Annotated in this window: 13 protein-coding genes and 1 other RNA gene; 2 read left to right on the forward strand and 12 right to left on the reverse strand. The window is 44.1% G+C overall.

Annotated elements, in window-relative coordinates; all coding sequences use genetic code 11:
• Positions 1-108: 108 nt before the first annotated feature.
• Complete coding sequence (locus DVY93_RS00005) at positions 109-246, reverse strand: hypothetical protein (protein WP_230708312.1); 138 nt, start codon at positions 244-246, stop codon at positions 109-111.
• A gap of 440 nt (positions 247-686) precedes the next feature.
• Between DVY93_RS00005 and DVY93_RS00010 the strand changes: the two genes are divergently transcribed.
• Complete coding sequence (locus tag DVY93_RS00010; RefSeq protein ID WP_193004787.1) at positions 687-851, forward strand: hypothetical protein; 165 nt, start codon at positions 687-689, stop codon at positions 849-851.
• A 72-nt stretch (positions 852-923) separates the two neighbouring features.
• On the opposite strand, the gene DVY93_RS00015 is transcribed toward DVY93_RS00010, so the two are convergent.
• Positions 924-1,619, reverse strand: a complete 696-nt coding sequence (locus DVY93_RS00015; RefSeq protein ID WP_230708313.1) for a YoaK family protein — start codon at positions 1,617-1,619, stop codon at positions 924-926.
• A 114-nt stretch (positions 1,620-1,733) separates the two neighbouring features.
• Positions 1,734-2,540 (reverse strand): enoyl-ACP reductase FabI, encoded by an 807-nt coding sequence (locus DVY93_RS00020; RefSeq protein ID WP_193004785.1) that lies wholly within the window; start codon positions 2,538-2,540, stop codon positions 1,734-1,736.
• A 326-nt stretch (positions 2,541-2,866) separates the two neighbouring features.
• Here DVY93_RS00020 and folE point away from each other — a divergent pair, with 326 nt between their 5' ends.
• The gene (folE, locus tag DVY93_RS00025) at positions 2,867-3,463 is read left to right on the forward strand and encodes a GTP cyclohydrolase I FolE (protein ID WP_193004784.1); all 597 of its coding nucleotides are present in this window, start codon (positions 2,867-2,869) and stop codon (positions 3,461-3,463) included.
• A gap of 182 nt (positions 3,464-3,645) precedes the next feature.
• Here the strand turns inward: folE and DVY93_RS00030 are convergent, their stop codons facing one another.
• The 9 genes from DVY93_RS00030 to ffs form a co-directional block, all read right to left on the reverse strand.
• On the reverse strand, positions 3,646-4,968 hold the full coding sequence (locus tag DVY93_RS00030) for an iron-containing alcohol dehydrogenase (RefSeq protein ID WP_230708314.1): 1,323 nt from the start codon (positions 4,966-4,968) through the stop codon (positions 3,646-3,648).
• A 272-nt stretch (positions 4,969-5,240) separates the two neighbouring features.
• Positions 5,241-6,914 (reverse strand): ABC transporter ATP-binding protein, encoded by a 1,674-nt coding sequence (locus DVY93_RS00035; protein ID WP_230708315.1) that lies wholly within the window; start codon positions 6,912-6,914, stop codon positions 5,241-5,243.
• A gap of 1 nt (position 6,915) precedes the next feature.
• Positions 6,916-7,983 carry an ABC transporter permease gene (locus DVY93_RS00040; RefSeq protein WP_193006874.1) on the reverse strand — a complete coding sequence of 356 codons (1,068 nt, stop codon included), beginning with the start codon at positions 7,981-7,983 and terminating at the stop codon, positions 6,916-6,918.
• Positions 7,983-9,053 carry a microcin C ABC transporter permease YejB gene (gene yejB / locus DVY93_RS00045; RefSeq protein WP_193006875.1) on the reverse strand — a complete coding sequence of 357 codons (1,071 nt, stop codon included), beginning with the start codon at positions 9,051-9,053 and terminating at the stop codon, positions 7,983-7,985. The genes DVY93_RS00040 and yejB overlap by 1 nt, the downstream gene beginning before the upstream one ends.
• A gap of 92 nt (positions 9,054-9,145) precedes the next feature.
• Positions 9,146-9,925 carry a hydroxyacylglutathione hydrolase gene (gloB, locus tag DVY93_RS00050; RefSeq protein WP_230708316.1) on the reverse strand — a complete coding sequence of 260 codons (780 nt, stop codon included), beginning with the start codon at positions 9,923-9,925 and terminating at the stop codon, positions 9,146-9,148.
• Positions 9,926-10,028: 103 nt separating this feature from the next.
• Positions 10,029-11,861, reverse strand: coding sequence for an extracellular solute-binding protein (locus tag DVY93_RS00055; protein ID WP_230708317.1), 1,833 nt, complete (start codon positions 11,859-11,861; stop codon positions 10,029-10,031).
• 267 nt (positions 11,862-12,128) lie between these two features.
• The gene (gene serC, locus DVY93_RS00060) at positions 12,129-13,265 is read right to left on the reverse strand and encodes a 3-phosphoserine/phosphohydroxythreonine transaminase (protein ID WP_230708318.1); all 1,137 of its coding nucleotides are present in this window, start codon (positions 13,263-13,265) and stop codon (positions 12,129-12,131) included.
• A gap of 118 nt (positions 13,266-13,383) precedes the next feature.
• Positions 13,384-14,217: a hypothetical protein gene (locus tag DVY93_RS00065; RefSeq protein WP_230708319.1), complete on the reverse strand. Its 834-nt coding sequence runs from the start codon at positions 14,215-14,217 to the stop codon at positions 13,384-13,386.
• A gap of 772 nt (positions 14,218-14,989) precedes the next feature.
• Positions 14,990-15,086, reverse strand: an RNA gene (gene ffs, locus DVY93_RS00070) — signal recognition particle sRNA small type.
• Positions 15,087-15,169: the final 83 nt, after the last annotated feature.

Raw genomic sequence — 15,169 nt, forward strand, 5'->3', positions numbered from 1 at the left:
TAAACCCTATCGAGAAAAAATGGGCTCAGGTGAAGTTTCTACGCCAAGGCTGGATGGAGAATGATTTATCCAAATTGTTTTATGATATTTGTCCAAGGCATAACAGTTTTATTTTAAACTGACTATAACAAGCGCTGCAATAACGACAACGATCAACCCTTTGCCCGTACCCTTTGGAAAGGTATCTGTAAATAAATACTCATTGCCATCTTTAGGAAGATGGCTATCTAGTTTTTGCTCTGACATAAAATGTCCTTAGTTCCTCAAAGACAGTGGGGAAATCCCATATATAAAGACGTGTACTACTCGTCAACCTTCTGTTTCTCGTACCCCAAAAAAATACGTCGCCATCATAGCAGATATACAACAAAAAAATCCTTTGATGAAGCATGGGTTTGCTTTATATCAGCCCCTACTTCGAATTAGGCTGTAAATTTAGACACTGATGTGCATTACATTTCTATCTAATCATAAGTTCTAGCCCCGTTTCTTACTCAGTCGCCACAGGGTATTTTGTTACACAACGTCACTAAATAAGCCCATATCCTATATGTACAACACAGAGGCCATATCTCATACTAAACTGTTGCAATTCCACTAAAACACCAATAAATAGTTAATAATAATAGATTGAAACCATAATTTTGTTAGAGCTGAAACATTCATAAAACGTATAGGAGCACTTTATGACAGACACAAATAAAACCGACTCGACCACCAAAATGGCGCGAAAAGATATCAACCAAGATGGTCTGGCCAAAGAAGATCAACAGCGCACCGATGACTCAGCACTTGATATGATGCAGGGCATGCACGAACATGAAGATCATAAAGAAGAAGACGAAAAGTAATTTAGTGCTTTGGCACCCAAATACCCATTGTGCGACTGTAAGATAAAACGTATACAACGAGAGGCACTTATCTTATGATGAGTGTCTCTCGCGTTTTGGCTCTCTTTTTTCTGGCAAGCGATCTGAGGCATAGTTATATATAAATGCCGCTGTTAAAACGATCGTAATCGGTACAAATAGAGCCTCATAGCCAACTTTGGCAAACAAGTACGCCCCGACTGCACTACCCCCGCAAAAGCAATACCAAATAACCGCTTGAAAACCCAATGTCGGCTTACTAATCGCGCGACCAGCCAGCCAGTTACCGATTGCAGCCCCCATATCGGATGTTAGCCCTGTCAAATGAGTGGTACGAATAACTGCACCACTATAAGTCGCTACCATGGCATTTTGTAAGCCACATGCCATCGCTGCTGCCAGCTGTCCCAAAAAATCATGCTGCTGGTACAGCCAATAACTCACCAATAGTAATGCCGCTTCAATATACAGCGCCTGTCCATAGCGTTTGCCCAATTTCAATGCGTCTTGTCCAATGATAAAGCCACTCAATATTGCCCCTGCTAAAAAGGACAACAGTAGCGTACCGATATATAAAATACTACGAGCATCCAAATAGGCAATGGCCGCTGCAAATAAGCTCACATTACCCGTAACATGCGAGACCGATAAATTCGCAAAACCCATTAATGCTGCTGTATTAACGCAGCCTGCACTAAATGCCAGTACCGCACCGCCCCACAATATCCACCTTGGTAACTTAGTTATCATATGTATATAACGCCTAAAGGCTGGTCTCAAAATTGCCCCTAGTATAACCAAAAAAGGCAGCCAATTGGCTGCCTCTCTCTTATATCAAACCCTATAAATGCTAATAACAAACCGTTATTTAGGCTCATCAAGCGTCATTAACTGCTCACTGATAGCGACCGTATTAAAGCCTGCATCTACAAACATAATCTCACCAGTAATACCTGAAGCCCATGGCGACAGTAAAAACAACGCTGCATTACCTACTTCTGTTTGGGTAATATTACGTTGTAACGGCGCAATTTTTTCACTGATATCGAGCATCTTACGGAACGATTTGATACCACTGGCAGCTAGCGTACGGATAGGACCTGCTGAGATCGCATTAACACGAATGCCTTCACCGCCCATAGAGGTGGCAAGATAGCGTACACTGGCCTCAAGACTGGCTTTGGCCATACCCATCACATTATAGTTTGGCAATACTGAGATACTACCTTCATAAGTCAATGTCAACATCGAGCCATGACGCATGGCCAGCAACTCACGAGCTTCTTTAGCCAAAGCCACAAAGCTATAGCTTGAGATATCATGGGCAATGTGACTGCCTTCACGAGTCGTGGCGCTGACAAAATCGCCGTCCAGCTGATCCATGGGTGCAAAGCCAATCGCATGTACCACACCATCAATACCATCACCCCAGTGAGCCGTGACTTGCTTAAAGCAGGCAGCAATAGACTCATCAGATGCCACATCACATTCGAGTACCAAATCCGCCTCAAAGGCTTCTGCTGCCATATCCACGCGTTTTTTGATTTTATCGTTTGGATAAGTCAGGATCAATGATGCACCCTCACGGTGTAGCGCTTCAGCAATTGCCCAAGCGATAGAAAGTTTGCTTGCGATGCCAGTTACGACAAAACGTTGTCCTTGTAGTAGCATAGTATTTCCTTTTGAATCGAACGAAATTATTTAGAAGATAAAGTTATTTAGAATAGTCAGATGTGAGAAATAACGTGTAGTGACCAAATACAAATGAAAGAAGATATTATACACGAATTGATTTAAGTAAACAGTCGTAAACTGTATTCACTTTTTCTGGGGCTGAATATGGATTAAACGTACAACTGCTCACCACAGCAGTATGAAGTTAAGCAGATTTCAAGTATAATCACAGCCCTCCCAGCTTGCACAATTTTTATAAAAATCCTTTACATAATAGGATTTAGCGTTAAGCTACACCCACATTTTGGATGGCTGCCAAACTTATGAGTATCACCCCAACCATAACATCAGATTACCAAGAAAGCGTTGAGTCTTATCGTCAACTGATTCTCTCAACGGGCGAAGACTTGGAACGTCCTGGTCTTGAAGAGACCCCGATGCGGGCCGCAAAAGCGTTTGCTCATTTGACCCAAGGCTATCATCAAAGCTTAGATGAAGTCGTCAATGACGCCCTATTCCCCTCGAACAATCGCGAGCTAGTATTGGTACAAAACATCGAGTTTTATTCATTGTGCGAGCATCATATGTTGCCGTTTCATGGTATTGCACATGTGGGCTACTTACCCAACGGTCAAGTACTGGGCTTATCAAAATTTGCCCGTATTGTCGACATGTTCGCCCGCCGTTTGCAAGTGCAAGAAAACCTGAGCGATCAGATAGCACAAACTATTATGGATGTGACTGGCTGTCGCGGTGTCGCTATCGTTATGGATGCATCACACATGTGTATGATGATGCGCGGTGTGAGCAAACAGCACACCACCACTCGTACCACCTCGATGCTGGGCGAGTTTGTTCATGACAATCAGGCACGCATGGAGTTTTTGAGTGCGATTCCTAGACGTCAACCAGCGTTTTAAATTACTGGGTTAGCACGCATTAAATCAGTACCTATCAAAAAGGACACTTATGCAGTGTCCTTTTTTGTTTTACCGCCTTTAAGTGCCTTATGTATGAATGATTACTAGCACTCTTTATTGGTACTACGGTTTAACAGATGTACCATCTTAGCGACACTACGTTCTTTAGCAACCCTATGTTTTTAAGCCACTTTATTACCTTTAATATCAGTATCAGTATCAGTATCCACACGCTCGTCACTTACCTGCTTAATTTTCGTTAGGATATTTTTTATCTCAGACGCTGATAAATAAGTGGGGACTGCATAAGTATCACTGACTTCTTTAGCAGCTGCTTTGGCAATATGATCAAAATCACTGGCCTGCATACCCTTAACGGTTGGATCAATGTTTAGGGTATTAATCAGGTCACGTACTTGAGTAATAAGATGGTCTGCAATATCACGATCATTACCAATGGCTTGACCATCCTTTATCATACCGGTTTTTTTGGCCAATTCAGCCAATCTTTTTTTGCTGGCCTCACGGTTCACTTCAAGTACATAAGGTAACACGATAGCATTGGCACGACCATGAGGAATACTATAATACGCTCCTAATTGGTGTGCAATGGCGTGCACATAACCAAGACCCGCTTTGTTAAAGGCGATACCGCCATAATGCGCTGCTATACCCATCTCCTCTCTTGCTTTTAGATTCCCGCCCTCTTTATAAACCACTGGCAAGTAATGCATCACTGATTTAACAGCTGAAGCCGCATAGTAATCGGTTTCGACGCTGGCATTGACACTCATCCATGCTTCAAGCGCATGCGTCAACACATCAATACCAGTGTCCGCTGTGATATGTGCTGGCATGCCCTTCATAATCGTAGGGTCAATAGCCGCTGCCAATGGCACCATTCTTGGGTCGATTGACAGTGCTTTTTGATGGGTTGTATCGTCTGACACAACTGCCCCAAGCGTCGCTTCTGAGCCAGTACCAGCAGTGGTAGGGATACAATAGAGCGGCACGGAAGGCTTTCTTGCCTTCAGAATGCCGATGAGTTTTTTGGGTTGGCAATTATTACCTTGCGCCATCGCAATCATCTTAGCCGCATCAATCACTGAGCCGCCGCCAATGGCAAGTATCGAATCGCACTTAGCCGCAACTGATTGGCGCAGTCCTTCTTCAATCACCTTAAACGTAGGATCTGGCGTAATACCGTCATAGACTTTATAGCTGATATTTTTTGCCTTTAAATAATCGATGACTTTAGCGGGTATGCTAAGCTTATTTAGCACCGAATCAGTGACGATAAAGACATTGGTACTACCTTCATTGATGAGCATATCACATAGCTCATCACAAGAAGTCTCACCGACAAACAACATTGGTCGTCTAACGGGTATGACGTAAGAAAATACTTTTAATACCTTGGCGCGCGTTTTGGCAACCGCCACATAACCTGCATACTGTAAACCATTGGTACTGACTAATTTGGTCATACTGTTTTGTTTTTTCATGGGCACAAAATCCTTTTTAATAATGTTAACAATAGCAATGACGATCATGCGAAACAACCATGTTGGCCGCTGTTATCATAGATAATACATAAATAGCGTGAGCGTCTACATTAAGTCAACGACTGTCCAAACTTATTGTACCACTGCCATTTTTAGTATGCCGCTATTATTGTGAACTGCTATGTGTTGCTTGCTTACAGCGTATAAAGATATAGGTATCGTCAGTTCATCATAAAAGAGCCCCATTGTAGACAGTGTTTTATTTGTGTGAACTAACTGATACTCGCCTGCAGTAACTGCTTAGCATACGGATGTTGGGGTTTATTGAAAATATCTTCGGTACGTCCAGACTCCACACACATACCGTCTTTGAGCACCACAACATGCTGACACAAGGCGCGTACTACCTTTAAATCATGACTGATAAACACATAGCTGATACGCTGCTTTTCTTGAATTTCACGTAATAGACTGACCACAGTCACCTGCGTGGTACTGTCAAGCGCCGAAGTGGGTTCATCCAATATCAACAGACTGGGCTTCATAATGAGGGCACGCGCCAATGCCACGCGCTGACGCTGCCCACCTGATAGCTCGTGGGGATAACGCTGCGCAAACTCAGCTGGCAGATGCACCGTGGCCAAACTATCCATCACCGCTTGCTGACGAGTCACTTTGTCGACACCTTGTACTAGCAGTCCTTCTTCAACGATTTGCAACACAGTCATACGCGGGTTAATACTGGCAAATGGGTCTTGAAAGACCATTTGTATCTGCGAACGAAACTGCCGTAAGGCTTTTTTAGATAATGCCGAGATATCTTGATCATTGACTAGTATCTGACCACTCACACGCGCCTGAGTGCTAAGTAATTGACTGAGCGTAAGGGCAATCGTGGTTTTTCCAGAACCTGACTCCCCAACGACACCTAGGGCCTGCCCTTTTTGTAGCATCATATCCACATCTTTGATCGCATCAAACCAACACTTGGTACCGCCAAACAAGCTTTTTTCGATTGGAAACTGTACCCTAAGATGGTTCACTTTCAGTACGCTTGCTTGCTTATTTTCGTTGTTGTCTATTAGATTTAATGCTTGCCCAAAGTCTTGCTTGATAAGCGTACGCGTATATTCGGCCTTGGGATACTCAAACACAGACGCAGTGTCGCCTTGTTCGATCGTCTGTCCTTGACGCATCACGATGACCTCATCACTATAACGCCTGACCAGATTTAGATCATGACTGATTAGCACCATCGCCATATTGTGTTGGCGCTTGAGACGCTCTAATAGTTCAAGTATTTCATGCTGCAAAGTGACATCAAGTGCGGTCGTTGGTTCATCAGCGATTAATATGTCAGGCTGCTGTGCCAATGCCATGGCAATCATCACGCGTTGTCGCTGACCCCCTGATATCTCATGAGGGTAGCGTTTTAGTTTATCAGCAGGGTCGGTGATATTGACATCTTCTAACAAAGCGATACTTTTGTCTCGCCACTGCTTTTTGGGCACACCGCTTAGACGTAGTGATTCAGCGATTTGCTTGGCAACCGTATGTAATGGGTTTAATGCCGTCATCGGCTCTTGGAAAATCATACCGACACGCCACCCTCGGACAGAGCGTAACGCAGCGTTACGCGCCTTGTCATTGTCTATTGGCAGCGTAGTCATTTCGGTGGGACAGGCTAGCTGCACCTTTCCTGCAACCATCAAACTGTCTGGCAATAAACCCAACAGTGCAAGACTCGCAATCGATTTACCGGAGCCTGATTCACCAACGATAGCCAAGGTTTGCCCTTGTCTTAGCTCATACGACAGCTCGTCAACCAATTGGACGCCTGTGACAGTAGTGATACTGAGTTTATCCACGCTCAGCATGAGCCTGTTTGGTGCATTGCTATGGTTTTCTTTTAGACCATTATTTTTTTGTTCAGTAGCTACGATCATATTAAGAGCGCCTCGGGTCAAACGCATCACGCAGTGCTTCACCAACGAAGATCAGCAATGATAGAATAAAAGTTAAGCTAAAAAATCCTGATAGCGCAAGCCACGGTGCATCAAGGTTGTTTTTCCCTTGCACCATCAGCTCACCCAGTGACGGTGAACCAGGTGGCAACCCGTACCCTAAAAAGTCGAGCGCCGTTAAGGCGATGATGTTGGCGGTTAAAATAAACGGCAGTTGCGACAAACTCGACGCCAACGCATTGGGTAGAATGTGTCTTAGCATGATTTGACTGTCCGAAACGCCAAGGTTGCGAGCAGCCCGTACATAATCAAAATTACGCGCACGCAAAAACTCTGCCCGCACCAAACCAACCAACCCCATCCAACCAAATAACAGCATCATGGCAAAAAGCGTCGTGATACTAGGACTAAACAAGCTGACCAAAATAATGATCATAAACAGCTGCGGCATACCGCCCCACACTTCCATGAAGCGCTGTCCTGCCAAATCTACCCACCCACCATAATACCCTTGTATCGCACCGACGATAATACCAATCAAAGCGCCCGCGAGCGTCAAGGCCAGTCCAAATAATAAAGACACTCGCATCCCATACAGTATTCGCGCCAGCACATCACGGCCCAAATCATCGGTGCCAAGCCAGTTTTGACTGTTGGGCGCCGCTGGATATGGCACCCCCAGCTCAACATTGGGCGTCTGATCAGCAAATGGAATGGGCGGCATCACATAATAGCCCTGCTCATCAATTAGCGCTTGCACTGCAGGATCTTTGTAATTGGCTTCGGTTTCGAACACACCACCAAAGGTTGTCTCAGGATACGCTTTTAGAATGGGGAAATAATAGTCACCTTCATACTGCACAAAAAGCGGCTTATCATTAGCAATGACATTGGCTGCCATACAAATAATGAATATCACCACAAAAATAAACAGTGATATCACACCAAGTCGATTGCGGCGAAATCGAGTGAAGCGCGCCTGCCATATAGGATTTAAACGACGTTTCTTTTTTACAAATGTAGCGGATGGGGTTAGAGATTGACTTGACATTAGCGCCCCTCAAAATCAATACGGGGATCAATTAAGTGATAGCTTAAATCACTGATTAACTGTAGTAACAGCCCCACCAAAGTAAAGATAAATAGCGTGCCAAATATCACTGGATAGTCGCGTTGCTGAATGGCTTCAAAACCAAGTAGTCCCAAACCATCCAATTTAAAGATAATCTCAATAAGAAAGTTGCCCGCAAAGAAAATCCCAACGATTGCAGCTGGTATGCCCGCAATAATAATCAACATCGCATTGCGAAACACATGCCCATATAAAACCTGACGCTCCCCCAACCCTTTGGCGCGAGCGGTGAGCACATATTGCTTACCAAGCTCCTCTAAAAAACTAAACTTGGTCAAATACGTCAAGCCAGCAAAGCCACCAACCGTACTTGCCAACAACGGCAGTGCCAGATGCCAAAAGTAATCTTTAACCTTGCCAAGGGTGCTTAATTGATCAAAATTCTCAGAGGTTAGCCCTTGAAGCGGAAAAATATTCCAGTAGCTACCGCCCGCAAAAAACACCAATAAGATGACCGCAAAGACAAACACGGGGATCGCATGACCGATGGCGAGGAGCATGGCCGTGACTTTATCGATGCCTGAACCATGATGCATGGCTTTATAAACCCCAAGCGGAATGGCTATCATATAAATGAGCAGCGTACTCCAAAGTCCAAGTGAGATAGAGACGGGTAGCTTCTCTACAATAAGCTCTGTCACTGATTGCCCTTTAAAAAACGACTCACCGAAATCTAGCTGAGCATAATTTTTTAACATCAGCCAAAAGCGCTCAGGCGCAGACTTATCAAAACCGTACTGCGCATTAATAGCAGTAACCATCTCCTCCGATAAGCCACGCGTCCCTTGATAAGTACTGCTGTTGCCACCTGCACTACCCGCACCAATATTACCACCCAGTGCGTTATCTTTTGCCCCTTGCTCAATGAGTGCCAGCTGTTGTTCCACAGGTCCACCTGGTGCTGCTTGTACAATCACAAAATTTGCCAGCAATATCAAAAAAAGCGTCGGTAATATCAGCAATAACCTTTTTAAGATATAACGACCCATAGTGGTGGCTTCCTACAATAAATGTTTTTGACAACAGAGAAAATGAGCAGTATAGCGTTCCCAAAGCGGGGCGGTGATTAAAACATACGGGTTTAAAAGTTGTTTTTAAGCTCACGTAGCGCGGCAAACACGGTCAAAGACTTATCATCTTCAATAGTCATCTTGGATTTGACGCCTGCGATCACACTCGGCTCTTGGGTGCGTAAAAACACATTAACCGCGCGCTCATGCTCTAAGGTCACGGGTAAGGTTGGTATGCCTTGCGCTGTTTTTTCTTCTGCTTGTCTCAAAGCGTGCTGCATGGCGGCATTGTCAGGCTCAATAGATAAGCCAAAACGTAGATTGCTAGCGGTGTACTCGTGAGCAGGATACAGCAGCGTCTCGGCTGGTAGGGTGTTTAAGCGTTTAAAGCTGTCATATAACTGTTCAATCGTACCAGTAAAAACACGTCCACAACCCGCACTAAACAAGGTGTCGCCGCAAAAGCAATGCTTACCACCATCGACATCTAGTACATAGGCCACATGACTAGCAGTGTGACCAGACACGTCCCACACTTGGGCCGCACAGCCCCATGCACTCACCGTACTACCGTCCTTTATCGTCTGATCTTCATCTACATTGTGCTCAGGATGGGCGACCAAATGCGTCATGGGATAAGACTCTTGTAACCCCGCGACGCCGCCAACGTGATCATGATGATGATGCGTGGTCCAAATCGAGGTCAGCTCCAACGCATGCTCTTCTAAATAGGCGGCGACAGGCTCGGCTTGACCCGGATCAATGACAATCGCTTGCTTATTGCTTTCATTAATTAATGTCCAAATGTAATTGTCATTAAACGCTTTAATCGGGTGAATACGAATACTCATGTTAAATCCTTACCAATCGTTGTTTTTATTGCGAGTGCTTTTTGTTCAAATACTAATGACTAAAAATTTAGTGACTAAATTAGTCACTAAAGATGAGACGTGCTTATTGCTTTAAGTAATTATTAACCCGTGCCTCTGCTGCTTTATCTGTCCACCAATAGTCAATACCAACGGCGTTGGTAGGCAACTTTTCAGTATGCCGGTATTGATCCCAGTAAGCGACATTGGTACCAGATTTGCCGTATAGTGGCACGACATAGTGACCTGCGCGCAATAAGCGATCCAGCACATGAGTGTAGAGCACAATCTCTTCACGGTTCTTAGCCCCACCTAACTTTTCTATTACTCTATCAATCACCGGATTTTTGATACCAACGGTATTTCTATTACCCGTTTGATCAGCGGCAGCGCTGCCCCAAAAGCTGAACTGCTCTGCCCCTGGTGACAGACTTTGGGCAAAGACATCCACCACCATATCATAGTCAAAATTGCGCATGCGCTCATAATATTGTGGTCCATCAACTTGGCGCAGCGTCGCATCGAACCCTAACCGCTTTAAGTGACGAATATAAGGTAGCAACACACGTCCCATCGTTTCGCCCGTCATCAACAGCTCAATTTTCGCAAGCTGTCCATTCGGTTGATACAGTTTCATATCATCATAATAAAATCCCGCATCTAACAATAACTGCCGTGCTGCAAGCAACCCTTGTCGATTAAAACCACTACCATCACTGGTTGGCAGTTGCCATTCTGCTAACACTGCTTGACGCTGCGTCGGTTCAAGTTTGGATAATAATGGATTGAGCACTTTCATCTCGGCCACAGATGGCGTTCCTGTCGCTGCCAGCTCCGAGCCATGAAAAAAGCTTTGCAAGCGTTCATACTGACCATGAAACAAAGTCTTATTCATCCATTCAAAGTCATAAGCGGCTGTTAATGCTTGGCGCACTCGAATGTCTTGAAAAATAGGCTGGCGCATATTCATAACCAAACCTTGCATCGGTACTGGGTTTTGACTGCTTATCGTTTCTTTTTTGATCATGCCTGCTTTGACGGCAGGAAAGTTATAGCCCGTTGCCCAGTTAGAAGCTTTGTTTTCGGGGCGAAAACGATACTGGCCAGATTTAAACCCTTCAAAAGCAATCTCATCACTTTGATAATACACAAACTTAATCATATCGAAGTTATAACGACCACGATTGACCATCAGATCACGCCCCCAATAGTTGGGATCACGCACGTAGCTGACCGAACGACCTGCATCGACGCGACCAAGCTTATAAGGCCCACTACCCATCAAAGGCGTCAGAGTAATTTTTTCAAAGTCAGCTTCGATAGATGACTTAGCAAATATCGGAAACTGCCCGACGGTTAATAAAATCTCTTTATTGTCATCAGAGGCAAAAACAAACTTTACTTGTTGCTTGTTAATAATCTGCACTTCTTGGATATCACCCAAATAACTGCGGATGTACATCGGTCCTTTACTTAATAGCGCATCATAGGTCGCTTTAACGTCATGACTCGTCACCGGTGAGCCATCCCAAAAGCGCGCATTGGGGTCGATATGATAAATAATCCAGCTGGTGTCCTCTGGATCATAGGTGACCTTGCTTGCCAACTGCGGATACATGGTAAACGCTTCATTTAATGAACCAGTCATCAAGGTATCATACAGATAATCAGTCCCAATCATCGCCACACCAGTGGTCATCCATTTATTGGCACTATTGAAGGTACCGCGTGCATCTAATGAGAGTGTGCCACCTTTTGGTGCATTTGGATTGGCGTAGGGCATATAAGCCGCGCCCATATACTCAGTCGGACTGTTATGACCAAGCGCCGTCGTTGTCATTGGTGCGGCAAAACTGACTGGCATCCAGCTGAGGACAGTGGCAAATAAGACGGTTTGTAACCTAGTATTTTTTATCATAATAAAGTTATACAAACCCCTATGCCAAACCAATGGATGTATGAGAGTTTACCTAATGACTAAAAGGTATGGTAAATGACTGCAGAATACTAAAAACGTCAGTATCGCAAAATTTTATCATAACAAACTTAGGTTTTTTAACCTAATGGTTTGCCATATTAAGACAGGCATATCACGTTTCGATACGCCAAAGGGTACACGAGAATCAATAAAAAAAGACACAGTTCATAAGAATTGCGTCTTTTTTAGTTTAAACGACATGGGTCGTTATGCGTACTTTTTTTCAAATGCTGTCATAAAGCCAACCAATTGCTGTACCCAGTCAAGAGGCACCGCATTGTAAATACTAGCACGCATACCACCGACATCACGATGACCTTTTAGATTCATCAAACCCGCGGCTTCTGACTCCTCTAAGAAGCGTTTATCAAGACTACTATCAGCGAGAGTAAACGGTACGTTCATGATAGAACGATATTGAGGGGCTACGGGGTTACTATAAAAACTGCTATCATCAATAGTCTTATAGAGTAGCTCTGCTTTTTGCTGATTAATTTTACCCATAGCTGCCACGCCGCCCTGCTCTTCTAACCAATCGAAGACCAGTCCTGCCAGATACCAAGAGTAAGTCGCTGGCGTGTTTGACATGGATTCCTTATCAGCCTGATGTTCATAGTTTAGAAGCATAGGGCACCACTCGCTTGCCTGTCCCAATAAGTCTTCACGGACGATAACAATGACCAGTCCTGCCGGGCCAATATTCTTTTGCGCGCCGGCATAAATCATACCAAACTTAGACACATCGATGGGCTGAGACAAGATACAAGACGACATATCAGCGATGATCGGTGCATCGACTTGAGGTGGCTCAAATATCTGCAAACCATGAATGGTCTCATTGGCGCAGTAATGGAAGTACGCTGCATCATCGCTCAAGCTCCAACCACTTTGGGCTGGCACATCGGTAAAGTTACAGTCTTTACCCGTGGCCACCAAGTTAATCTCACCAAGGCCTAAATTGGCATAACGCTGCGCTTCCTTGACTGCTTTGCCTGACCAAGTGCCAGTAGTCAGATAGTCTGCGCGACCACCATTTAACAGATTTAATGGAATCGCTGAAAACTGTAAGCTGGCACCGCCTTGTAAAAACAGCACTTTATAATTGTCTGGAATGTCCATCAATGAGCGTAGTTTGGTTTCCGCTTTTTCAGTAATCTCCATGTATTCTTTACTACGATGGCTCACTTCCATTACCGACATACCGCGGCCTTGCCAGTCGAGTAGCTCTGCCTGAGCACGTGATAAAACCGCAGTCGGTATCGTGGCAGGTCCTGCAGAAAAATTAGGTAAACGATTAGGAGTCGCAGTATTGAAAGTTGGTGTAGACTCTGGGTTGGTAGACATAGCTTTCATCCTAAATATGATGAGGTCATCGTTGTTAGTGGGATTTTAAAAACTGAACGTTAAAACATTCTAAACTGGGTCTTAAATTTTTCACTTGGCTTAAAATAACTATATATAGCTAATGAGAGAGCGTCTCCCAAAATTGTCGTTTCAAAAGGCTATCCTTAAGCATCTCATCCAATGTCGGCACAGTGGTCATATTGGGATGCTCAAGTCCCTCAGGTAGCGCGGTCAATGCGGCTACTTGTATCTCTTCACTTCTCCCTATTTTAAACACATAGCCTGCTAGGCTGGCATTGGCAAGCTCGGCAGTATCCATACCTTCGCAGATGGGGAACGATGTTGTCTCACAGGTTATGGACAATGCCTGCGTGATATTTTGCCACAGTTTTTGGCTATCATTATTAAGGGCTTGGATATCAACAAAAAACACCCAGTCCCCATAGCGGCCACCTTGTAAATCAAATGGCGCTATTTTAAGATTGTTAGTGTCGTGACTTCTTTCAGGAGGATGGATTGATTCAACGGCTGCTTGTGGGACAGCTGGCTCTACACGAGAGGTGGTAGCGGTGTCAGAGGTACTGGTATCAAAACTATAGATTACAGGGCTTTGTTCATGAGGGCGGCTTAAGCCAGCATCGTTATCGTCATGGTAATAAGTGCTATAAGAGTCCTCATCGACTAGAGCTGATCCAAAGTCCTCAGACGTGACATTTGACATATTACCGTTTGTATTGTCAATACTTGGTTTTACCATATGAGGCTGCTCAAGACTTGTGCTCGAAGCAACAGGCTGAACGATACTATCGGCGACATTAGGAGCAGAGATGTCTGCGATATTAATGGTTTCTGAGCTTGGCTGCACCCACTGATTAATACCCATTAACGCTAAAATCTGACGCTGCTGCATACGGTGTTGCAATACAACTAACGGGTCTTGGATATCACTCATGCGGGTCTACTATCCTATTTATCACAAATGGGTTTACAAACGTCTATTTTAGACAATACCTTCATATAGGTAGCACCTTGGCAGCCAAATATTGGCTACATCAAGCTTGTTTTAAGTCAGTCAAAAAAGCTGCCGCACCCTGAGCCCGTGCTCTGACAGTAAAAGCCGACAATCATACTCATCTTGACTGACTATCGTATCGTGTAACACCATCGTATGCAATGTACCCAGCCACTGTTGGTCATCATTATAAGTATAATAATGATTTATTCGTGGCATTATCAGGATGGCGGCTATTTTTACCGTTATTATAATCTATTTGAAGACTGCCCTGTTGTTTGTCTCAATAATTATCAACCGTATGATCGGTTTTACGGATGCCGGTTAATAATGTGACTGAAACACAATTTTTGTATTTTTTTGCTTAGGCTATTTACCTTCACACCATTATCTAGTCAGCGCTGCTCGTATCGTTGTCCTATTCTTTGCCCAATTAAAATGCCGATCATCAGCAGTTTGTACAATACACAATGGTCCCCACTGATTAAAAAATCGTACGTTCAGCCAATCTAAGGTGATTGAACAGACCATGAGGCGCACTCTCAATCCGTCCCACAGTTGGCAAAGAAGAAACAACTGAGTCCGTTAGTACAGAATCAGACAAATTCAGAGCAAAAAAAAAAGCCCTTTATAATAAAGGGCTTAATACAATACACGAGCATTTTTAGTTATTTATAGAGACAGATGTCAAATTTTAGACAAAAAAAAGCGACTCCAAAAGCACATCCTCGGCACACATTGTGACTATTACCGTTGCTACCTTCCGGTCCTGGCGGGATTCATAGAACAATGTTGCGAGGCTACCAATGGAGCCACCAGTTGCAAATTATACAAGAATTTTTCATTATTACAACCCCTATTATAAAACTGTTTTTTATGGCCTAAAACAAAC

It is taken from the genome of Psychrobacter sp. CCUG 69069, from assembly GCF_021023115.1.
Taxonomy (GTDB): Bacteria; Pseudomonadota; Gammaproteobacteria; order Pseudomonadales; family Moraxellaceae; genus Psychrobacter; species Psychrobacter namhaensis.

Bases quoted from the DNA above. Each gene is read 5' to 3' on its own strand.
- DVY93_RS00005 (WP_230708312.1), bottom strand. From the start codon at position 246: ATGTCAGAGCAAAAACTAGATAGCCATCTTCCTAAAGATGGCAATGAG.
- DVY93_RS00010 (WP_193004787.1), top strand. From the start codon at position 687: ATGACAGACACAAATAAAACCGACTCGACCACCAAAATGGCGCGAAAA.
- DVY93_RS00015 (WP_230708313.1), bottom strand. From the start codon at position 1,619: ATGATAACTAAGTTACCAAGGTGGATATTGTGGGGCGGTGCGGTACTG.
- DVY93_RS00020 (WP_193004785.1), bottom strand. From the start codon at position 2,540: ATGCTACTACAAGGACAACGTTTTGTCGTAACTGGCATCGCAAGCAAA.
- folE (WP_193004784.1), top strand. From the start codon at position 2,867: ATGAGTATCACCCCAACCATAACATCAGATTACCAAGAAAGCGTTGAG.
- DVY93_RS00030 (WP_230708314.1), bottom strand. From the start codon at position 4,968: ATGAAAAAACAAAACAGTATGACCAAATTAGTCAGTACCAATGGTTTA.
- DVY93_RS00035 (WP_230708315.1), bottom strand. From the start codon at position 6,914: ATGATCGTAGCTACTGAACAAAAAAATAATGGTCTAAAAGAAAACCAT.
- DVY93_RS00040 (WP_193006874.1), bottom strand. From the start codon at position 7,983: ATGTCAAGTCAATCTCTAACCCCATCCGCTACATTTGTAAAAAAGAAA.
- yejB (WP_193006875.1), bottom strand. From the start codon at position 9,053: ATGGGTCGTTATATCTTAAAAAGGTTATTGCTGATATTACCGACGCTT.
- gloB (WP_230708316.1), bottom strand. From the start codon at position 9,925: ATGAGTATTCGTATTCACCCGATTAAAGCGTTTAATGACAATTACATT.
- DVY93_RS00055 (WP_230708317.1), bottom strand. From the start codon at position 11,861: ATGATAAAAAATACTAGGTTACAAACCGTCTTATTTGCCACTGTCCTC.
- serC (WP_230708318.1), bottom strand. From the start codon at position 13,265: ATGTCTACCAACCCAGAGTCTACACCAACTTTCAATACTGCGACTCCT.
- DVY93_RS00065 (WP_230708319.1), bottom strand. From the start codon at position 14,217: ATGAGTGATATCCAAGACCCGTTAGTTGTATTGCAACACCGTATGCAG.